This is a genomic window from Paracoccus fontiphilus, assembly GCF_017356265.1.
Classification (GTDB): Bacteria; Pseudomonadota; Alphaproteobacteria; order Rhodobacterales; family Rhodobacteraceae; genus Paracoccus; species Paracoccus fontiphilus.
This window is the reverse complement of the sequence record NZ_JAFNAW010000027.1, coordinates 1-20593: the sequence shown is the minus strand read 5'-3', so window position 1 is coordinate 20593 and position 20593 is coordinate 1. Positions and strand designations below refer to the sequence as shown.

The window sequence follows — 20593 nt, the reverse complement described above, 5'->3', positions numbered from 1 at the left end:
TTATCCCTCCGCTGTTTCGACTGGACGGGTGCCAGCCTTGTGGGTTGCCGCCTGGGCCAGATGGGCTTCCAGTTCGGCCGCGCGATGGTCGGACGAATGCGCGGCGTCGATCCGCGCGCGCGCCGCCCGGCCCATGGCGGCCGCGTCGGTCTCCAGGGCCGCCAGCACGTCGGCGGCGCTGTCGGCCAGGACGATTTCCTCGCCCGGCCGGAACAGCGTCTCGATCCCGTCCCAGCGGTCCGAGATGATCGGCGTGGCGCAGGCCCCCGCCTCGAACAGCCGGACCGAGGGCGAGAAGCCCGCGCGGATCATGTCGGCCCGCGTCACGTTCAGCGTGAAGCGGCTGGCCGAATAGAAGGCGGCGTGGTCGGCGGGCGGGCAATGCTCGATCCGCTCGACATTGGCGGGCCAGTCGATGGTGGCCGGATATTGCGGACCGGCCACGACGAAGCGCAGGTCGGGCCGCTGGCGGGCGGGTTCCAGCAGCAGCCGTTCCAGCGTGGGCTGGCGGTCGTCGCTGTAGGTGCCCAGATAGGACAGGTCCCAGCGGGTGGCCACGTCGCGCGGGCCGTAAAGGTCCAGATCGACCGAGCAATACAGCGCCCGCGCCATGGGCGAGCCGTAGCGGCTTTCGATGTGCCGCAGGGTCGGGCCGCCCGTGAAGGACAGATACACGTCGAAGCCGGGAATCACGGCGGGCGACAGGTATTCGAAATCGCCCCGCTCCAGCTTGGCCAGCGTCACGGGCGTATCGATGTCGTAGAAGGCGGTGGTGCCCTGCGCCCAATCCTGCACGCGGCGCGCGACCTCGACCCCTTCGGGGACGTAGCTGCCGACGATCACCGCATCCGCCGCCGCGATCTCCTCGCGCCAACGGCCAAGACCCGCAAGGTCGGGATAGAATTCCAGCCGGCACCAGTCGGGGTCCAGCAGGTCGCGCTGGCTGGCATACCAGGGCACGTCGCGTTCCAGGAACAGGATCTCGTGCCCGCGCCGGGCGAAGGATTTCAGCAGCGCGCGAAAGGTCGTCGCGTGGCCATTGCCCCAGGACGACGACAGCGACAAGCCCAGGACGACCAGCTTCATGCCGCCATCCCCTTCGCCTGCGCGCGCAGCAGCGCGTCCACCTGCGCCCCGCGCAGGGCGTAGGTGTGTTCCGCCTTGACCCGCGCCAGCGCGGCCTGGCCGATTTCCTTCGCCCGCTCCGGGGTCAGGGCCGCCAGATGGTCGGCCACGTCCTGTCCGTCGCGGGCCACCAGAACCTCTCGATCGGGGGTCAGGAACTGTTCGATCCCTTCCCAGGCGTCGGTGATGAGGCAGGCGGCGGCGCCCGCCGCCTCGAAGACGCGGGTGGCGGGGGAGAAGCCCACGTTCGCCATGCTGTCGCGAGCGACGTTCAGGACCGCCAGCGGCGTGCAGTTGAAGGCGTTGTGTTCATGCGTATAGACATGGCCCAGATGGCGGACGTTGCCCGGCATGGGTTTGCTGTCCCAGCCGTTGCCGCCGATCAGGAAGCTGCGGTCGCCCAGCATCGCGGCGGGACGCAGGAAGAACTCCTCGACCCGCGCCTCTCGGTCCGGCAGGCGGTTGCCCAGGAAGGCGAGGTCCGAGGCGAACTTCGCGTCCGCCGGCGCGGGGTGATGCGTCGCGGGGTCCAGCGCGTTGTAGACCGGCTCGCAGAGCTTCGCGCCGAAGCCGCGATAAGCGTCCACCACCGGGGGACCGCCGCCATAGGTCAGCACCATGTCCAATGCAGGCAAAGCTTGGCGCACGGGATGGCCGGGGTCGGCGCGCATCTCGTCCAGGGTCGCCGCCGCGTCCACGTCCCAGAAGATTTTCAGCGCGCCGGGCTTGGCGCCCGCGACGACACCCTCCAGCAGCTCGCGGTCGAAGACGCCGACGCCGTTGGCCTTGACCACGATGTCGGCGCCCGCCGCCTCGGCCAGGACGCCGCGCATGGCGTCTTCCGTTGCGGGATAGACGACGGACCGGCACCAGTCGGGCGGGTCGATGTCGCGGTGCTTCTGCCGGTCGAAGGCGTCGGGTTCGTAGAAGGTGATGTCGTAGCCGCGCTTGGCCAGTTCCCCCAGGATGCCCCGGTAATAGGTGGCAGCACCGTTCCAGTAGGACGACAGCAGGCTTGATCCGTAAAAGGCGATCTTCATGCCGCAGAGGCTCCTTGATCGAGGCCGAGCGATGCGGCGATGGACAGAAGTTCCTGCGCGCGATGGGCGCAGGTATGGCGGGCGCGGACCGTCTCCAGCCCGTGCGCCACCAGCGAGGCTCGCAGGGCGGGGTCGTTCGACAACTCGCGCAGGCGGGCGGTCATTTCCGCGCCGTCGCGGGCGAACAGGAAATCCTGACCGGGACGGAACAGGTTCTCGCTGTCCTGCCACGGGGCCGAGACCAGCGGGATGCCGCAGGCCAGCGCTTCGAACACGCGGATGGTGGGGATGCCGGGCAGCATCGTGGTGTAGAAGCGGCGCGGGACATGCACGGTCGCCATGTGGCGCGCGAAGATGCCCGGCGCGGCGGCGTTCGGCGCCCAGCCGTGATAGCGCACGCCGTAAGCCGCCAGCGTCGCCAGCGCCTCGGCCGGGTAGCGGACGCCGTAGATGTCCAGCGGCAGGTTTGCATCCCGTGCGGGGCGGAACAGGAAGGCTTCCAACTCCTCGGTCCGTTCGCCGTCGCCCCAGTTGCCGATCCAGACCAACCCTTCGCGCGCGGTGTCCTGCGCGGGCGGGTGGAACAGGCGGGTGTCGGCAGCCTCGTGCCAGGTCCAGACGCGGTCGCCCCAGCCCCAGCGGCGATAGACCTGCGACAGGGTCTCGCCGAAGGCCAGCACGCCGTCGAAGCCGGACAGGTCGAAGGCGCGGATCGCGTCGGGGTCGCTGACGGCGCGGTGGTGGGTGTCGTGGAACAGCAGCCTCCAGCGCGCCCTGCCCTTGCGGGCCTGCCCCAGGTTTGCGGCCAAGGACGGATCGTTCCATTCGTGGACGATCACCAGATCGGCGTCGCCCGCCAGATCGACCGGATCGGCGGCGGGGTCGTAGGCCTCGACCGACAGGTCGGGATAGTTCCGGCGGAAGGGGTCCAGCCCCGCCTGCCCGTGGTCGCGCAGCAGGTTTTCCAGGCTCCAGGCGCCCTGCGGTTCCAGCGCGCGGACATGGTGGCCCCCTGCGACCAGTTCCCGCAGCACGCCGCGCAGGAAATGGGCATTGCCGTGGTTCCAGCAGCTTTGCAGCGAGTGGGTGAAATAGACGATCTTCATGCGGCTTGGGTCCGTATCGACAACGCGTCGCGATAAATCTCGGCCATCGCGGCTGCGGTGGCGGCGGGGGTATAGAGCGCGGCGCGCAGGCGCGCGGCCTGGCCCTGCGCGGCGCGGCAGGCAGGATCGGCCAGCAGGCTGCCGACGGCTTCGGCAAAGCCCCCCGCGTCGCCGGGGGCGACAAAGGTTGCGGCCCCGTCCCACAACTCGCGGAAGGTGGGGATGTCCGACAGAACCAGCGGGCAGCCCGCCTGCGCGGCTTCCAGCACGGCCAGGCCGAAAGGCTCGAACCGGGCGGCGCTGACGAAGACCGGGCGGCGAGCAAGCCAGTGGCCGATGATCTCGGCTGGAAGGGGGCCGGTGGCTTGCAGATGCGCGGGCGTGACGGCCGCGCCATGGGGCGCGCGGGTGGCGCCGATGGCGACAAGGGGGGCATCCAGCAGGGCGGCGGCGGCGTCCAGCGTGGCGGTGTCCTTCGCCTCGTCCCACAAGCGCCCGACCGTCAGCGCGCCATGGAAGGGACGCGCCTTGGGCAGCGGCATCGGCGTGCGGCCGTTGTGGACCGCCACAGGCACCAGCGGCAGGCCATAGCGGCGGCCCGTGGCCTCGGCATAGGCGCGGGTGGGCGCGACCACGCGATCCGCCGCGCGGAGGCCTTGGCCCACCAGGTCGGGCAGCCAGGCCAGCGCGGGGTCCAGCGCCGCGCCGCGCGCGGCCTCCCACCAGGTGCCGAGGCAGCCGTGATTCACCGCGACGACCGGCTGGTCGAACCGAGCCACCGCCAGCGCGGGCGCGTTCAGATGAACCAGATCCGCGGCCATGTCGCGCGCCAGCCGCGCCATCGCGTCGGCTGCCGCAAGCACCGGCTGCGGACCGTGGCTGAGCCAGTCGAGCGGCAGGCCCGTGTCCACCAGCGTCACGCCTGCCGCTTCCGCCGCAGCGCGCTGTTCAGGATCGGGCGCGGGACCAAGGACCGCAAGCACCATCCGGGCCTCGGATGCGGCGGCAAGTTCCAGCGAATATTGCCAGACGCCGCCAACCGCATCGGTGGTCATCAGAACCCGCATCATGCGGATTTCGCAAGCCGCTGGCCGATGGGCAGGTTGATCCCGCCCTCGGACGCCAGCCACCGGGCCAGCCGGGTCACGCCGTCCTGCCAGTCCACCTTGGGCGACAGGCCCAAGGCACTGTCCGCCGCGCGTGTGTCGGCCACGAAATACCGCTGGTCGCCCGCCCGCCAGTCGGAATAGGCGATGTCGACGGGCCGGTCGATGATCCGTCCCACGAAGTCCAGAAGCTGCCGCAGGCTGACCGCGTTGCCCGGCCCGCCGCCCAGGTTGAAGACCCGGCCCGAGACGTCCTCGATCCGTTCCCAGGCGGCCAGATAGGCCTCGACCGCGTTGGACACGTCCAGGATGTCTCGGACCTGGCAGCCGTCGCCGAAGAGCGTGATGGGCTGGCCCTTCAGGGCGCGGATGAGGAAATGGGCGACCCAGCCCTGGTCCTCGGTCCCCATCTGGCGCTGGCCATAGATGCAGGACATCCGCAGCACGCAGGTGGGCAGCCCGAAGCTGCGGGCATAATCCAGCACATACTGGTCCGCCGCGCCCTTGGAACAGCCATAGGGCGTGTGGAAGTCCAGCGGGCGGGCCTCTCCGATGCCTTGGGCGCGGACCTGCGGGTCGGTGGGCCTGTAGGCCTCGCCCTCCAGCGCGAAGTCCAGGTCGGCCAGGTCGCCATAGACCTTGTTGGTGGAGGCGAAGACCAGCGGCGTGCGATCGCCCTTGGCGCGCAACGCCTCCAGCAGGTTCATCGTGCCGATCAGGTTGATGGTCATGTCCTCGACGGGTTCCACCATGCTGGTGGTCACCGCGACCTGGGCGGCGAGGTGGAAGACCACCTTCGCCCCGCGCACGGCCTCGGCCATGCGGGCGGCGTCGCGGATGTCGGCGGCGATGTGGGTGATCTTGTCGCCATGGCGCGCTTGCAGCCAGGCCAGGTTCCGCTCGACTCCCGGCCGCGTCATGGCGTCATAGACGATGACGCGGTGCCCGTCGCCAGCCAGCCGGTCGGCGAGGTTCGCGCCGATGAAGCCTGCCCCCCCGGTGACCAGAACGGGGCGCGGATCGGCCGCGGGATCGGTCCGCCCGCTCATGCCACCAGCCCGCGCTTGTCCAGTTCCGCCCGCGCCTGTTCCACGCGGTCCACGGCGGTCTGGCTGGCAACCCATTCGGCAAGCTCCGCCAGGCCTTCGCGGAAATCTGTCTGCGCGGTGAAGCCCAGCTTTTCTGCGGCCAGCGTCGTGTCGCAGAAGCAATGGCGGATGTCGCCGATGCGCGCCTTGCCGACGATCTGCGGCTCAAGGGCGTTGCGGCCCATGGCCCGACCCAGTTCCTGCGCGACCTCGGTCACGGAACGGTCGTGGCCGGACCCGATGTTGAAGGTGCCGCCCGCCGCCTGCGGCAGGCTCAACGCCTCGGCAAAGGCGCGGGCCACGTCGGACACATGAACGAAATCGCGGCGCTGCTCGCCGTCCTCGAAGATCATCGGAGCCTGGCCGTTGAGGTAACGCGAGGCGAAGATCGCCAGGACGCCGGTATAGGGGTTCGACAGCGCCTGGCCGGGACCGAAGACGTTGAACAGGCGCAGGCACACGCCCTCGATCCCGTAGGGGGCGGTCATGATGTGGGTGGTGCGTTCCTGCACGTACTTGTTCAGCGCATAGATGGACGCGAGGTTCGGCTGCTTCCATTCGGGCGTCGCCACCGGGGTCAGCGGGCGGCCCTGGCTATCGACCGGGTCCCACTGCTTCAGCCCGTCGCGAAGTCCGGTGCGTTCGGCGTCCTGGACCATCCGGCCATCGGCATCCTTGTAAAGCCCCTCGCCATAGATCGACATCGACGACGCCGTGACGACGCGGCGCACGGGGTTGTCGATCAGCTTCTCGAACAGGACGGCGGTGCCCACGTCGTTTGTCGAGGTGTAGCGTTCCACCTCGTACATGGACTGGCCCACGCCGACCTCGGCCGCCAGGTGGATCACGCTGTCCACGCCCTGCAGCGCGCGGGTCACGGCCTCGGCATCGCGCACGTCGCCGTGGATGAACTCGGCCTCGGCGTTCAGCGCATCGGGGCGGCCGGCGCCATCGCCGTGGACCTGCGGGATCAGCGCGTCAAGGACGCGAACCTGGTGGCCGCGACGCAGCAATTCGTCGGCGACGAAGCGGCCTATGAACCCTGCGCCTCCGGTGATCAGAACCTTTTCCAACGTGTCCCCCGTTCTCTGTTTCAGAAATTGCAACGGTTTCAGTGTTGTGATGTAAAAGCGCCCATGCAGGTTTTGTTCCATCATCTTCTTCTTGATCTTTGTTGCCTGCCCCCGGCACCGGCAGATCGGCAACGGGCATGAGCGTGCTGATCGGCCTTGTCCGCCACGGTTCGCATGACGACCTGGGCACCTGGCTGAGCGGACGGACCCGCGACATCGCCCTGAACGCGGCAGGGCGGGATCAGACGGCGGCCCTGGCGCAACGCCTGGCGGGCCGGGGCATTGCGGCCATCCACACCAGCCCGCGCCGCCGCACGGTCGAAACCGCCGCCATCCTGGGCCAGGGTCTGGGGCTGGCGCCCGTGCGCGCGGACCCCTGGGACGAGATCGACTTCGGCGCCTGGTCCGGCGCGCGCTTTTCGGATCTGGACCCCGACCCCGCATGGCAACGCTGGAACGCCGTGCGCGCGACCGCCCCTACGCCGGGGGGCGAGACGATGGCCGCCGTCGTGGCGCGCGCCGTGGCCCATCTGGACGGACTGGCCCTGCAGGGCGGCGAGCCGGTCCTGTGCGTCAGTCATTGCGACGTGATCCGGGGGGTGATTGCCCATGCGCTTGGCCTGACGCTGGACAACATCCTGCGGTTCGAGATCGCCCCCGCATCCATCAGTTGGGTCATCGCGCATGGACAAGGCATGGCGCATGTCCTAACCATGAACGGCAGCGAATGACGGATGGACAATGAACGCAGCGCAGATTGCCGAAAAAGCGGAAGGGCTTGGCCCGTGGTTCCAGAACCTCGACCTGTGCGGTGTCCGAACCGCCCCCTCGCATTTCCTGGGCGACTATCCCGCTGACAAGTTCTCCCGCTTCTCGCATCTGGTGCCTGCGGATCTGACCGGAAAGACCGTCCTGGACATCGGCTGCAACGCCGGCTTCTACAGTTTCGAGATGCGCCGCCGGGGCGCCGCGCGGGTGCTGGGGATCGACACCGACGCCCGCTATCTGGCGCAGGCCCGCTTTGCCGCCGAAGTGCTGGATGTGGACGGGGTCGAGTTCCGGCAGATGGGCGTCTATGACGTGGCGGCCCTGGGCGAACGCTTCGACCTGGTGGTCTTCATGGGTGTTCTCTACCACCTGCGCCATCCGCTTCTGGCGCTGGACCTGATCCGAGAGCATGTGGCGGGCGACCTGATGCTGTTTCAGACGCTGACGCGCGGCCCCGACAGCGCGGCCATTCCCGCCGAGGACTACGACTTCTCCGAGGACGTGCATTTCCAGCAGCCCGACTGGCCGCGCATGGCGTTCATCGAACACAAATGGGCGCATGACTGGACCAACTGGTGGGTGCCCAACCGCGCGGGGGTCGAGGCGATGCTGCGCGCCTCGGGCTTTGCGGTGGAAGCCGGTCCCGCCGACGAGGTCTACCTGTGCCGGACCGCCCCGGTGCCCTTTGCCAATTACGGACCCCACGTGGTCTATCCCGCCCGACCCGAGGAGCCTGCGCGATGATCGAAGCCGCGATGATCTGGAACGAGCCGAACAACAAGTCCCACTGGGACCCCGAACTGGACCCGGACTGGTCGCGCTTCGGCCAGTGCGTCTCGCTGGCGGGGCAGGCGATCCATGACGTGAACTCCGCTGTCACCCGCGTCCTGGGCGGCATGTCGCCCATCGATCCGCTCTGGGTGCAGCGGATGCAGGGCCACGGCGCGCTGGATCATGTGGACGTGGTCGCCGTCCACGGCTTTCCCCTGGACTGGAACCTGTGGCAGATCCAGGAATGGCCCGCCAAGGTGGCCGAGATCGAGGCCGTGACCGACAAGCCCGTCTGGGTGACGGAAGTGGGGGTGGGCAGCTTCGGCGCCGAGGAAGTGCAGGTCTTCGGCGTCCAGAAAACGGCCGAACTTCTGGTCGGCCGCGTGCCGCGCATCTTCTGGTATTCGCTGTTCGACCTGCCGCAGGAATGGGGCGCCACCACCCGCCACCGCGAGGCCGAGGGGTCGTCCTACTACCGCCACTTCTACATGGGCCTGATCCGCGCCGACGGCACCCCCAAGCCGGCATTGGAGGCTTACGCGCCGCACGCCGCCGACATGGGTCTGATGCAGTGGTTCCATTACCACGACCCGCGCCTGGACGACGCGGTGGCCTGGATGAAGCGGCTTGGCGTGCAACACCTGCGCACCGGCCTGTCCTGGGCCGACAGCTTCCGCCCCGATGCCATCGGCTGGTTCGACCGGCAGATGGAGGCCCTGGCCGATTTCGACACCACCGTGACCTTCTGCTTCACGCCCGAACATCTCGGGCCCGGCGCCCACCACACCAGCCCGCCGCACGATCCGCAACAATTCGCCGATTTCTGCGCGGCGATGATTGAACGATATGCGCCTCGCCGTGTTGAGACCCAGCCAGCTACATTCCAGCCGGCCCTGACCTGACACGTCCTGACCTGAAGGCGCATCCATGAAAGACGTCCATATGCCGATCAACATTGCCATTGTCGGGGTCGGCAACTGCGCCAGTTCTCTGGTGCAGGGGCTGACGCACTACACGGGCAGGAACGATGCCACCGGGCTGATGCACCACAGCCTTGCGGGCTATCGTCCCGACGACATCCGTGTGGTGGCGGCCTGGGACATCGACGCCCGCAAGGTGGGCCGCGACGTGGCGCAGGCGATCTTCGCCATGCCGAACTGCACCGCCGTCTTCGCGCAGGACGTGCCGGAAACGGGCGCCGTGGTGCGGATGGGCCGGATGCTTGACGGCGTAGCCGACCACATGGCCGACTACCCGGCCGAGCGGACCTTCCTGCCCGCCGACGAACCCGAACCCTCGCGCGAGGAAGTGGTGGCGGCGCTGCGCGAGGCGCGGGTGGACGTGCTGATGAACTACCTGCCCGTGGGCAGCCAGAAGGCGACCGAGTTCTATGCAGAATGCGCGCTGGAAGCGGGCGTGGCCTTTGTCAACAACATCCCCGTGTTCATCGCCTCGGACCCCGAATGGGCCGCACGGTTCCAGGCGGCGGGCGTGCCGATCATCGGCGACGACATCAAGGCGCAGCTTGGCGCCACCATTGTCCACCGGGTGCTGACCGACCTGTTCCACAAGCGCGGCGTCAAGCTGTGCCGGACCTATCAGCTCAACACCGGCGGCAACACCGACTTCCTGAACATGGCGAACCGAAAGCGGCTGGAGAAGAAGAAGATCTCCAAGACCGAGGCCGTGCAGTCCGTCGCGGCCGAACGCCTGACCGAGGAAAACATCCATGTCGGCCCGTCCGACTATGTGGCCTGGCAGAACGACAACAAGGTCTGCTTCCTGCGCATGGAGGGCGAGCTGTTCGGCGGCGTTCCCATGAACCTGGAACTGCGCCTGTCGGTCGAGGACAGCCCGAACTCGGCCGGGGTCGCCATCGACATGATCCGCTGCGCCGCCATCGCGCGCGACCGCGGCCTCTCCGGCCCGGTGCTGGCGCCTGCCGCGTATTTCTGCAAGCACCCGCCCGAGCAGATGACCGATGACGAGGCCTACGAGGCGGTCGAGGCCTTTATCGCGGAAGGTTTGCCCTTGTCGGCACCCGCGTCGTGATCGCCTTCCTGCGAACTCAGGGCGTCCAGGACCTCGTCGGGGTCGACATTCTTCTCGACCTCGCTCAGCACGGCGGTATCCAGCGGCACGTTCAGCCTTTCGGCGATGCGGTGGATGACGGCGGCCAGCTTGGTCAGCTCGTCCTCGGCCAGCAGGCCGATATGCAGATCCAAGTCGGCACGCCGGTCGGCGGCAAGGGCCTGCCGGTTCTGGTTGATCAGCACGAAGGTGGACAGGAAGATCGCCTCGACCGAGGCTTCCATGGCCAGCATGACGAAGCTTTCGTCCCAGGGCGCCACGCCCGGTATCCAGCCAAGGTTGCCCGTGATCCAGAAGCCATAGGCCAGCAGGTGCAGGACCACGAAGGTCATGGAGCCTGTGAAGGCCGTGATGCGCGCCGCGATGCGCGCGCTGACCGGCGCGGCGGCGGCTTCGCGCCGGCGCCGTTCGGCCAGAGCCTCGATGTTGGCGGCCAGCCGTTCGCTCATCTGGTTGCCGACTGCGTTTCGGGTCATGCGCTCCCCCGTCCCCGTTGCTGCCGTCGCAGCGAAAGCCGCAGCACCCCCCATCCGGTTCCGAGAAGGCCCAAATGACGATACCTTCCTTTATGCGCGCGGCGGTTCTTGAAGGACCGCAGCGGTTTTCCATGGCCGAGGTTCCGGTGCCCCGGCCCGGACCTGGCGCCGTGCTGATCCGGCTGGAAGGCTGCGGCGTCTGCGCATCCAATGTCGAACCCTGGGAAGGCCAGCCCTGGTCCACCTGGCCGGGCGCGCCGGGCGGCATGGGGCACGAAGCCTGGGGCCGGATCGCGGCATTGGGCGAGGGTGTCGAAGGGCTGTCGGTCGGCGATCGCGTGACGGCGCTGACCGAACGGTCCTATGCCGAATACGATGTGGCGCCCGCCGGCATGGTCGTGCCCCTGCCCGCCTCGCTGGACGGATTGCCGGTTCCCGGCGAACCCGTGGCCTGCGCGGTGAACATCTTCGTCCGGTCGGACATCCGCGCGGGCCAGACCGTGGTGATAGTCGGCATCGGCTTTCTGGGCACGATCCTGACGCGGCTGGCTGTCGATGCGGGGGCGCGGGTCATAGCCGTGTCGCGCCGGGCCGAGACGCTGGATCTGGCCCGCCGGATGGGGGCTGCCGAGACGATCCCGATGGACGACCATTGGCGCATCATCGAGGACGTGAAGCGCCTGACCGGCGATCGCATGGCCGATCGGGTGATCGAATGCGTGGGCAAGCAGTGGCCGCTGGATCTGGCCGGGGAACTCGTGGCCGAGGGCGGGCGTCTGGTGATCGCAGGCTATCACCAGGACGGACCCCGGCAAGTGAACATGCAGATGTGGAACTGGAAGGGCATCGACATCGCCAGCGCGCATGAACGCGACGCGGGCGTCCGCATCGCGGGCCTGCGGGCGGCGGTGGATGCCATGGCCTCGGGGCGGCTGGACCTGGGGCCGCTGCTGACCGGCAGCTACGCGCTGGAGGATCTGGGCGCGGCCCTGGCCGCCACCCGCGACAAGCCGGGCAGCTTCGTCAAGGCTTGGGTGTCGCTGTGACGCCGCGCCTCGGGTTCCTCGGCACCGGCTGGATCGGGCGGCACCGGATGGCGGCCCTGGCCGGAACGGGCTTGGCCGAGATCGTGGCGGTGGCCGAGCCTGACGACACGGGCGCCGCCGAGGCGCTGGCGCTTGCGCCCGGCGCGCGGCGGGTCGATGGCCTTGACGCGCTGCTGGCCGCCGACATCGACGCGGTGGTGATCGCCACGCCAAGCGCCGCCCACGCCCAGCAATCCATCGCCGCGCTGGAGGCGGGGAAGGCGGTGTTCTGCCAGAAGCCCCTGGGACGCACCGGGCCGGAAGTGGCCGCCGTCATCAAGGCTGCGGAAAAGGCCGACCGCCTGCTGGGCGTGGACCTGTCCTATCGCCACACGGCCGGGGTGGCCGCGATCCGCCCGCTGCTGGAGGGGGGCGCCCTGGGCCATGTCTTCGGCGTGGACGTGACCTTTCACAACGCCTGGGGACCGGACAAGCCATGGTTCTACGACCCCGCCTTGTCAGGCGGCGGCTGCGTGGTGGATCTGGGCGTCCACCTGATCGACTTGGCGCTGTGGTCCCTGGGCTGGCCCGAGGTCGTCCATGTGGAAAGCCACCTTTACGCCAAAGGCGCGCCCTTGGCCGATCCCGCGCGGCAGGTCGAGGATTACGCGGTCGCCACGCTGGAACTCGCGGGCGGAACGGTGGCGCGCCTGGCCTGTTCCTGGGGCCTGCAGGCGGGCCGCGAGGCGGTGATCGCGGCCGAGTTCTATGGCACCGAAGGCGGCGCGTCGCTGCGCAACGTCAACGGCTCTTTCTACGACCTGCGGGCCGAACGGCACCACCACATCCGCGCCGAACCCCTGGCCGAGCCGCCCGACGACTGGGGCGGGCGCGCCGCCGTGGACTGGCTGGCGCGGCTGGCCCGGGGGGCGCGCTTCGATCCTGACGCGCGGCACCTGGAAACGGTGGCGCAGGTGATCGACCGGATCTACGGGCGATAGGATGCGCGTCGGCGTTCTGACCTTTCACCGCTGCATCAACTATGGCAGCTATTGGCAGGCCCGCTGCCTGGTCGAGGCGATCGCCGCGCGCGGCCACGACGCCGTGCTGCTGGATCACCGGTCGCGCGACGTGACTTCGCGCGAATGGCGCTATGCCTTCCAGCCGCTGACGCCGGATAGGTCCAGCCGCGCCGACGTGGCGCAATACGGGCGCAAGCTGCGCAAGTTCGTGCAGGCCTTCGACGCGCTGCCCTTGTCCGCGCCCTTCGACCTGGACGACCCCGCCGCGATGCCCCCGGTCGATCTGGCCGTGATCGGCAGCGACGAGGTGCTGAACCTCTCTCACCCCTGGTATGGCGGCAAGCCGGTCTTCTGGGGCGACGGCATTCCCGCGCCGCGCGTCGTGACCTATGCCGCCAGCTTCGGCAACTATGCCGCCCCCGATGTGGAGCCGCAGTGGTCCGCGCGCCTGCGGGCGCTGGATGCGATCTCGATCCGGGACGACAACAGCCGGGGGATCGTGGCGCAGGCCACCGGACGGAACCCCGCGATGGTGCTGGACCCGGTGCTGCTGAACCCGCCGCAGGTCGGGGCCGCCGACGAAGGTGCGCCCTATCTGCTGGTCTATGGCCACCACATTCCCCCCTGGTTCGCCGACCGCGTCAAGGATGCCGCCCGCGCGCAGGGCCTTCGCACCCTGAGCGTCGGTTATCGCAACGACTGGGCCGACGAACAGCGCCTTGACGCCGGCCCGCAGGAATTCGCGGCCCTGGTCGCGGGCGCGCAGGCGGTCGCCACGACCTATTTCCATGGCTGCTGCTTCGCGCTGGTGAGCGGCAAGCCGCTGGCCTGCGCGCCGTCCAACTACCGCTGGACCAAGGTCCGCGACCTGACCGCGCTGCTGGGCGCGGAACGCCACCTGACCTTCGAGGACCGCGACCCCCGCGAGGTGGCCGCGCTGCTGGCCGAACCCGTCTCGGATGCGGTCGGGGCGCGCATCGCGGACCTGCGGGCGCATTCGGCGGCTTGGCTGGACGCCGCGCTGGCGGGGCGCGCATGACGCGCGCGCTCAGCCCTGCGCAGATCGTGCGGTCCGGCCTCTGCATCGGCTGCGGGGTCTGCACCTCCGGCCCGGCGATGGCCTGGGACGGCTACGGCCAGTTGAAGCCCACCGGCCCCGCCACCCATCGCCGCAGCGAGGCTTTCGCCCAACTCTGCCCCTTTTCGCCCCACGCCGCGAATGAAGACGCCATCGCCGCCGCCCGCTTTCCCGACGCGCCGCACCAGGACGTCCGCCTTGGCCGCCACTCCTCCTGCCATGTCGGCGCGGTGTCCGAGCCGCCCTTCCGCGAACGCGGCAGTTCTGGCGGCATGGTGACATGGGTCGCCGCCGAACTGATGCGGCGGGGCGAGATCGACGGCGTGCTGCACGTCCATCCGGGCACGCCGGGCCAGCCCTTCTTCGGCTATCGCATCAGCCGCACCGAAGATGACCTGCTGGCGGGCGCCCGGTCGCGCTATCACCCGATCCACATGGCCGCTGTGCTGGATCAGGTCCGCGCCGCGCCCGGCCGCTATGCCGTGGTGGGCATCCCCTGCTTCATCAAGGCCGTGCATCTGGCGCGCGCGCAGGACCCGGTCCTGGCCGAACGGATCACCCACATGCTGGGCCTGTTCTGCGGCCACATGAAAAGCGCGCGCTTTGTCGAAAGCTTCGCCTGGCAACTGGGCGCGGACCATGACCGGGTGCGCGCGGTCGAATACCGGCTGAAGGACGCGAACCGGCCCGCGAACTGGTACACCGCGCACCTGACGCTGGATGACGGCGCGACGCTGCAGAACGAATGGTTCCACCTGGCCGACGGCGACTGGGGCGCGGGGTATTTCCAGAACTCGGCCTGCAACTTCTGCGACGACGTGGTGGCGGAAACCGCCGATGTCAGTTTTGGCGACGCCTGGGTCGAGCCCTATTCGTCGGACGGTCGCGGCACCAATGTCGTGGTGGTCCGCGCGCCCCTGATCCAGCGCCTGATCGACGAGGGCGTGGCCCAGGGCCGGCTGGACCTGACGCAGGTCGATGCCGGTTTCGTGGCCGACACCCAGGCCGCGGGCTTTCGCCAGCGGCGCGAGGGGCTCGCCTATCGCCTGACTTGGGCAAGGCGCGGCATCCGGCCCGTGAAGCGGGTCGCGCCGCAGGCTGCCGGGATCGGCTGGCGCAGGAAGCTGGTCTACCGCACCCGCGCCGCGATCAGCAGCGGGTCCCACCGGATGGCACGGCTGGCGTCCATGACGGGGCGGCCGCAGCTTTATCTCGGCTGGGCCAGGCGCGCCTACGCGGTCTACGAAGGGCTGACCTATCACCGCGGCAGGCTTGCCCCGCTGTTCGACCGGATCGACCGGATGGCGGGACGGCAAAAGCCCTAGCTGCCGGTTCGCCGGCGGCACCCCTCACCCGACCGCCACGTCATGGCCGGTGCCACGGGCGCAAATCATGCTTTTGGGGTTGATGACCTGTCCGATGCGCGGCAGGTGCGGGGCAGTGAACCGCCGTGGGCGGTACGCGGGCCAGGCGGTGGTCGCGGTGACGGTCCAAGGTCACGCCCGCCCCTGCGCACAAAGGAGGCAAAAAGAAACGACCATGAACAATCTTGAAACTTTCCTCGGGACGGTCGGGGGGATCGTCTGGGGCCCCTTCATGCTGATCCCGCTTCTGCTGGGGACGGGCATCTACCTGACGGGTCGCCTGGGCGGCATCCAGTTCCTGCGCCTGGGGGCGGCGCTGCGCCTGGGCCTGATCAAGCGCAAGGACGAGGATGCCGAAGGCGACATCTCGCAATTCCAGGCGCTGACCACCGCCATGGCCGCCACGGTCGGGACCGGCAACATCGTGGGGGTGGCGACCGCCATCGGCATCGGCGGCCCCGGCGCGCTGTTCTGGATGTGGGTGACGGCGCTGCTGGGCATGGCGTCGAAATATTCGGAAGCCTTCCTGGGCGTGCGGTTCCGCACCACTGACACCGCGGGCGAGAAGTCGGGCGGCCCGCAGTACTACCTGGAACGCGGCATACCCGGCGGCTTCGGCAAGGCCCTGGCGCTGGCCTTCGCGATCTTCGCCGTCTGCGCATCCTTCGGGATCGGCAACATGACGCAGGGCAATTCCATCGCCTCGAACCTGGAACGCAGCTTCGCCGTGCCGACCTGGGCCACGGGGGCGGTGCTGGCGGCGATGACGCTGCTGGTGCTGGTGGGCGGCATCAAGTCCATCGGCCGCGTCACGGCGGGCTTTGTTCCGGCGATGATCCTGTTCTATGTGCTTGGCGCCCTCTACATCCTGGGGGCCAACATCGCCGCCGTTCCGGCAGCCATCGCCGAGGTGTTTTCCGAGGCGTTCACCGGCACCTCGGCCGTGGGCGGATTCCTGGGGTCCACCATCATGGTCGCGGTGCAGTTCGGCGTGGCACGGGGCATCTTCTCGAACGAATCCGGCATGGGATCGGCGGCCATCGCGGCGGCCTCGGCGCAGACCACGCATCCGGTGCGCCAGGGGCTTGTGTCGATGACGCAGACCTTCATCGACACGATCATCGTCGTCACCTGCACCGGCCTTGTGATCGTGACCACGGGCGTCTGGAAGCAGACCGACCCCGCCACGGGCGAGCAGATCTCGGCCGCGATCATGACGGGCGAGGCCTTCACCCACGGTCTGCCGGGCCAGTGGGGCCACTGGATCGTCACGATAGGCCTGGTGCTGTTCGCCTATTCCACGATCCTCGGCTGGGCCTATTACGGCGAACGGAACGTGGAACGGCTGGTCGGGCGCGGCGGCGTGATGCCGTTCCGGGTGCTGTTTTCGGTCGTGGTGTTCTTCGGCTGCACCGTGCAGCTTGGCGTCGTGTGGAACTTTTCGGACGTGATGAACGGGCTGATGGCGATCCCGAACCTGATCGGGCTGCTGATCCTGTCCGGGCTGATCGCGCGCGAGACGCGCCACTACCTGCGCCATGATCCCAAGCTGACCGCGTCGCGGGCCGAGATCGAGGCCTTCATGCAGGGCCAGCCCGGATGGGAGGACTGGAAGCGATCCGAGCGGTCAGTCCACCGCTAGGGCATGAAGGGGCCGGGTTTCCGGCCCTTTTTCACGACTGTGCATTGGGGAATGACAACCGTTCCCTTTCCTGCTAGATCGCCCGGGCCGGAGCGTTGGATGACCCCGCCCGGCCCTGCCAGCATTCGCCAGCAGTCACGAAGGACCGGGCCTTTCGGCCGGACCGCTGCGACGGACGGATGATGAAGGCAGACACGCCACCCCGCGACGCGCAATCCAGACCCGGGTGCTTCATGCATCGCGGACGGGGCCAGGATGCCCCCGCATCCGGCGATGCCATGCCCATGAACCCTGTGCCCGCCCGTCCCGCCCGGATGGCGGCCCTGATCACGCGGTTAGCGGCGGTTGCCCGACCGAGACGCAAAGGAGCCATTGATGGCAATCAAGCCGATCGCAGCCTATGACCTGCCCCGGCCCGGCGACCTGCCCGCCGCGCGCGGCCCCTGGGCGCCAGACCCTGCCCGCCTGGCCCTGCTGGTCCACGACATGCAGCGCTATTTCTGCGCGCCCTTTCCGCCCGATGCCGCGCCGCTTGCGCCGCTTGTCCGGAACATAGGCAGGCTGGTCGCGGTCGCCCGCGCCGCAGGGATCCCGGTCTTCTACACCGCCCAGAACGGCGACCAGTTCCGCCCGGACCGGGGGCTGCAGGCCGATCTCTGGGGTCCGGGCATGTCCTCGCGCCCGGATCACCAGGACATTCTGCCCGCCCTGGCGCCCACCGCAGAGGACATCGTCCTGGTCAAGCACCGCTACAGCGCCTTCCAGCGCAGCAACCTGGAACACCTGATGCGCGCCCGCGGCCGCGACCAACTGATGATCACGGGCGTTTACGCCCATATCGGCTGCATGGCGACGGCGGTCGAGGCGTTCCAGCGCGACATCGAGGCCTTTGCCGTGGCCGATGCACAGGCCGATTTCGACCGGGCGCGGCACGACATGGCGATGGCGTGGATCGCCTCGGTCTGCGGGGGCGTGATCTCCACGCAGGCCGCGCTTGCGGCGATGGAGGGCTAGGGCATGCGGCTGACGGGATTTCAGGACCGCGTGGCCCTTGTCACGGGGGCGGCGGGCGGGATTGGGCAGGCCCTTGTCGCGTCCCTGCGCGAGGCGGGGGCACGCGTCCTTGCCACGGACACAGGGGCCGCGCTTGACGCCCTGGCCCCGCACGAGGGGGCCGATCTTCTCTGGCGTGCCCTGGACGTGCGCGACGCCACAGCCGTCGAACGCTGCGTGGCCGAGGCGCAGGCCAGCCTTGGTCCGGTGTCGCTGGGGGTTCACGCCGCCGGAATCGTGTCCACGCTGCCTGTCCTGGACACCCCGGCCGAGGAATGGCAGCGGGTGATCGACACCAATGCGGGCGGCACCTTTCACGTCACCCGCGCGCTTGGCGCGGCCATGGCCGCGCGCAAGCAGGGCGCCATCGTGGTGGTCAGTTCCAACGCGGCGGGAATTCCCCGGCTGAACATGGCGGCCTATGCCGCGTCCAAGGCGGCGGCGACCATGTTCACCCGCTGCCTGGGGCTGGAGCTTGCGCAGCACGGCATCCGCTGCAACATCCTTGCGCCCGGATCGACGCTGACGCCGATGCAGACCGGCATGTGGGCGGACGACAAGGGCGCCGCCAGGGTCATCGCGGGCGATCCGGCCAGCTTCCGCACCGGCATCCCCCTGGGCAAGCTGGCCACGGCCGGGGACATCGCAAGCGCCGCGATGTTCCTCTTGTCAGACCAGGCAGGCCACATCACCATGAGCGACCTTTACGTCGATGGGGGCGCAACCCTGCGCGGCTGACCGCGCGAACATGGTTGCCGTTGCGTCACGCAACCGCTAGGACAACCGCCAGCGATCATCATGCGGGGCCGGAGGGCCCCGGATGCATGCCGGGGGAGGAAACCGAGCTTGCTGGACGTGACGACCATACGCGCCGAACTGGCGACGCATTACGACCTGGAGCCCTCGGTCGAGTTGGCGCAGGAGATGGCCGGGATTCATGCCCGCATGGACCGGGTGATGCCCTTTCCCGACTGGGCCATGGCCGCGCCCTATGTGGCGGCGATCAACCGGCTCAAGGCGGAACGCGGCGCGGTGGTGCTGGCGCACAACTACATGACGCCCGACATCTACCACGGCATCGCTGACGTGGTGGGCGACAGCCTGCAATTGGCCATCGAGGCGACGCGGGTGGAGGCAGGCATCATCGTCCAGTGCGGCGTGCACTTCATGGCCGAGACCTCGAAGATCCTGAACCCCGCCAAGACCGTGCTGATGCCCGACATGGAGGCCGGCTGCTCGCTGGCCGAAAGCATCGACCCCGAGGGGATCGCGCAGATGCGCGCCCGCTATCCCGGCGCGCCGGTGGTCAGCTATGTCAACACCTCGGCCGCCGTGAAGGCCGCGTCCGACATCTGCTGCACCTCGTCCAACGCGGCGCAGATCGTGGCGGCGATGCCGGGCGACACGGTGATCATGACGCCCGACAAGTGGCTGGCGCAGAACGTCGCGAAGCAGGTGCCGCAGAAGCGCATTGTCTGGTGGGACGGGGCCTGCATCGTCCATGAACGCTTCACCCCGCAGGACCTGCGCGACTTCCGCGCCTGGTATCCCGGCCTGAAGATCATCGCCCATCCCGAATGCCCCCCGGATGTCGTGGCCGAGGCGGATTTCGCGGGCTCGACCGCGCATATCATCGACTGGGTGGGCACGGCGCGGCCCGCGCAGGCGATGCTGGTCACGGAATGCTCGATGGCCTCGAACATCGCCGATGCCCACCCTGGGGTCGAGTTCCTGGGCCCCTGCAACATGTGCCCGCACATGAAGAAGATCACCCTGGAAAAGGTGCTGTGGTCGCTGCACTCCATGACCGGCCAGGTCGAGGTCGATGCGGCCGTCGCCGCGCCGGCCCGGCTGGCGGTCCAGCGGATGATCGACCTGTCGCGGCAACTGGCGGCCTGACCCTATGATCCGGACCGACCGCGTTGTGATCGTCGGCGCGGGACTGGCCGCGCTTTACGCGGCCCTTGCGCTGGCGCCGCGCCCGGTGCTGATGATCTCTCCCGATCCGCTGGGCCAGGGCGCCAGTTCCGCCTGGGCGCAGGGGGGCGTGGCGGCGGCCATGGACCCCGCCGACAGCGCCGCGCAGCACGCCGCCGATACGCTGCGGGCGGGAGCGGGGCTTGTCGATCCCGCCGTGGCACGGCTGGTCACATCCCAGGCGCGCGACCACATCCTGCACCTTGCCGCGCTGGGGGCGCCCTTCGACCGTGACGGGGCGGGCGGCTTTGTCCTGTCGCGCGAAGCGGCGCACAGCCTTGCCCGCGTGGTGCGCGTCAACGGCGACGGGGCCGGAGCCGCGATCATGGCCGCCCTTGTGGCCGCCGTGCGGGCCGCGCCCTCGGTGCAGGTGGCCGAGGGCTGGGTGGCGACGGGGCTGCGGCTGCAGGACGGGCGCGTCGCGGGGATCGACCTGGCGCTGGCCTCGGGCTCGGTCCCTGTGCCGGTCGCGGCGCCTGCGGTGCTGATCGCCGGGGGCGGATCGGGCGGGCTTTACGCCGTCACGACCAATCCCGCCCGCATCCGGGGCGAGGCCCTGGGCATGGCGGCGCGCGCGGGGGCGGTGATCGCGGATGCCGAGTTCGTGCAGTTCCATCCCACCGCCATCGCCTGCGGAGCCGATCCCGCGCCGCTGGCGACCGAGGCGCTGCGGGGCGAAGGCGCCCGGCTGGTCGATGCCGACGGCACCCGCTTCATGGCGGCGCTGCACCCGGACGCGGACCTGGCCCCGCGCGACGTCGTGGCGCGCGGCGTCTTTGCCGAAACCC

Annotated in this window: 20 protein-coding genes; 13 read left to right on the top strand and 7 right to left on the bottom strand. The window is 69.4% G+C overall.

The genetic code is table 11. From position 1 onward, the window contains the following. The 6 genes from J0F76_RS11010 to J0F76_RS10985 are packed head-to-tail and all read right to left on the bottom strand — an operon-like array spanning nt 1 to nt 6538. The gene (locus J0F76_RS11010) at nt 1–1086 is read right to left on the bottom strand and encodes a CgeB family protein (RefSeq protein WP_207469279.1); all 1086 of its coding nucleotides are present in this window, start codon (nt 1084–1086) and stop codon (nt 1–3) included. Further along, complete coding sequence (locus tag J0F76_RS11005; protein WP_207469277.1) at nt 1083–2165, bottom strand: CgeB family protein; 1083 nt, start codon at nt 2163–2165, stop codon at nt 1083–1085. The genes J0F76_RS11010 and J0F76_RS11005 overlap by 4 nt, the downstream gene beginning before the upstream one ends. Next, nucleotides 2162–3271: a CgeB family protein gene (locus J0F76_RS11000; RefSeq protein WP_207469275.1), complete on the bottom strand. Its 1110-nt coding sequence runs from the start codon at nt 3269–3271 to the stop codon at nt 2162–2164. The genes J0F76_RS11005 and J0F76_RS11000 overlap by 4 nt, the downstream gene beginning before the upstream one ends. After that, entirely contained in the window at nt 3268–4341 is a 1074-nt protein-coding gene (locus tag J0F76_RS10995) for a glycosyltransferase family 4 protein (protein ID WP_207469273.1), read from the bottom strand. Before J0F76_RS10995 ends, J0F76_RS11000 begins: the two co-directional genes overlap by 4 nt. Continuing rightward, entirely contained in the window at nt 4338–5426 is a 1089-nt protein-coding gene (locus J0F76_RS10990; protein ID WP_242690143.1) for an SDR family NAD(P)-dependent oxidoreductase, read from the bottom strand. Before J0F76_RS10990 ends, J0F76_RS10995 begins: the two co-directional genes overlap by 4 nt. Then, nucleotides 5423–6538, bottom strand: a complete 1116-nt coding sequence (locus tag J0F76_RS10985; protein ID WP_207469263.1) for an NAD-dependent epimerase/dehydratase family protein — start codon at nt 6536–6538, stop codon at nt 5423–5425. Before J0F76_RS10985 ends, J0F76_RS10990 begins: the two co-directional genes overlap by 4 nt. Nucleotides 6539–6675: 137 nt before the next feature. Here J0F76_RS10985 and J0F76_RS10980 point away from each other — a divergent pair, with 137 nt between their 5' ends. From J0F76_RS10980 to J0F76_RS10965, 4 genes are read left to right on the top strand one after another with little or no spacing between them, the layout of a single operon-like run. Further along, nucleotides 6676–7269, top strand: coding sequence for a histidine phosphatase family protein (locus J0F76_RS10980; protein ID WP_207469260.1), 594 nt, complete (start codon nt 6676–6678; stop codon nt 7267–7269). Between the two features lie 10 nt (nt 7270–7279). Then, the gene (locus J0F76_RS10975; RefSeq protein WP_207469258.1) at nt 7280–8050 is read left to right on the top strand and encodes a TIGR04290 family methyltransferase; all 771 of its coding nucleotides are present in this window, start codon (nt 7280–7282) and stop codon (nt 8048–8050) included. Further along, nucleotides 8047–8979 (top strand): glycosyl hydrolase, encoded by a 933-nt coding sequence (locus tag J0F76_RS10970; protein WP_207469256.1) that lies wholly within the window; start codon nt 8047–8049, stop codon nt 8977–8979. The genes J0F76_RS10975 and J0F76_RS10970 overlap by 4 nt, the downstream gene beginning before the upstream one ends. A 25-nt stretch (nt 8980–9004) precedes the next feature. Next, nucleotides 9005–10129, top strand: a complete 1125-nt coding sequence (locus tag J0F76_RS10965) for an inositol-3-phosphate synthase (RefSeq protein WP_242690142.1) — start codon at nt 9005–9007, stop codon at nt 10127–10129. On the opposite strand, the gene J0F76_RS10960 is transcribed toward J0F76_RS10965, so the two are convergent. Beyond that, the gene (locus tag J0F76_RS10960) at nt 10069–10644 is read right to left on the bottom strand and encodes a DUF1003 domain-containing protein (RefSeq protein WP_207469254.1); all 576 of its coding nucleotides are present in this window, start codon (nt 10642–10644) and stop codon (nt 10069–10071) included. The two genes, J0F76_RS10965 and J0F76_RS10960, sit on opposite strands and share 61 nt — an antisense overlap. A gap of 74 nt (nt 10645–10718) precedes the next feature. Between J0F76_RS10960 and J0F76_RS10955 the strand changes: the two genes are divergently transcribed. The 9 genes from J0F76_RS10955 to J0F76_RS10915 form a co-directional block, all read left to right on the top strand. Further along, a complete protein-coding gene (locus tag J0F76_RS10955; RefSeq protein WP_242690141.1) occupies nt 10719–11690 on the top strand; it encodes an MDR/zinc-dependent alcohol dehydrogenase-like family protein in 972 nt (323 codons plus the stop codon). Then, entirely contained in the window at nt 11687–12670 is a 984-nt protein-coding gene (locus J0F76_RS10950) for a Gfo/Idh/MocA family protein (RefSeq protein ID WP_341351585.1), read from the top strand. Before J0F76_RS10955 ends, J0F76_RS10950 begins: the two co-directional genes overlap by 4 nt. Nucleotide 12671: 1 nt before the next feature. After that, nucleotides 12672–13730 carry a polysaccharide pyruvyl transferase family protein gene (locus J0F76_RS10945; protein WP_207469252.1) on the top strand — a complete coding sequence of 353 codons (1059 nt, stop codon included), beginning with the start codon at nt 12672–12674 and terminating at the stop codon, nt 13728–13730. Continuing rightward, entirely contained in the window at nt 13727–15094 is a 1368-nt protein-coding gene (locus J0F76_RS10940; RefSeq protein ID WP_207469250.1) for a Coenzyme F420 hydrogenase/dehydrogenase, beta subunit C-terminal domain, read from the top strand. Before J0F76_RS10945 ends, J0F76_RS10940 begins: the two co-directional genes overlap by 4 nt. A 214-nt stretch (nt 15095–15308) precedes the next feature. Beyond that, entirely contained in the window at nt 15309–16775 is a 1467-nt protein-coding gene (locus J0F76_RS10935; RefSeq protein WP_207469242.1) for an alanine/glycine:cation symporter family protein, read from the top strand. A 375-nt stretch (nt 16776–17150) separates the two neighbouring features. Then, nucleotides 17151–17789, top strand: a complete 639-nt coding sequence (locus J0F76_RS10930; RefSeq protein WP_207469240.1) for an isochorismatase family protein — start codon at nt 17151–17153, stop codon at nt 17787–17789. Nucleotides 17790–17792: 3 nt separating this feature from the next. Then, the gene (locus tag J0F76_RS10925; protein ID WP_207469239.1) at nt 17793–18566 is read left to right on the top strand and encodes an SDR family oxidoreductase; all 774 of its coding nucleotides are present in this window, start codon (nt 17793–17795) and stop codon (nt 18564–18566) included. 108 nt (nt 18567–18674) lie between these two features. Then, nucleotides 18675–19727 carry a quinolinate synthase NadA gene (gene nadA / locus J0F76_RS10920; protein WP_207469237.1) on the top strand — a complete coding sequence of 351 codons (1053 nt, stop codon included), beginning with the start codon at nt 18675–18677 and terminating at the stop codon, nt 19725–19727. 4 nt (nt 19728–19731) lie between these two features. Then, the coding region (locus tag J0F76_RS10915) for an FAD-binding protein (RefSeq protein WP_207469235.1) at nt 19732–20593 on the top strand (862 nt) is incomplete at its 3' end.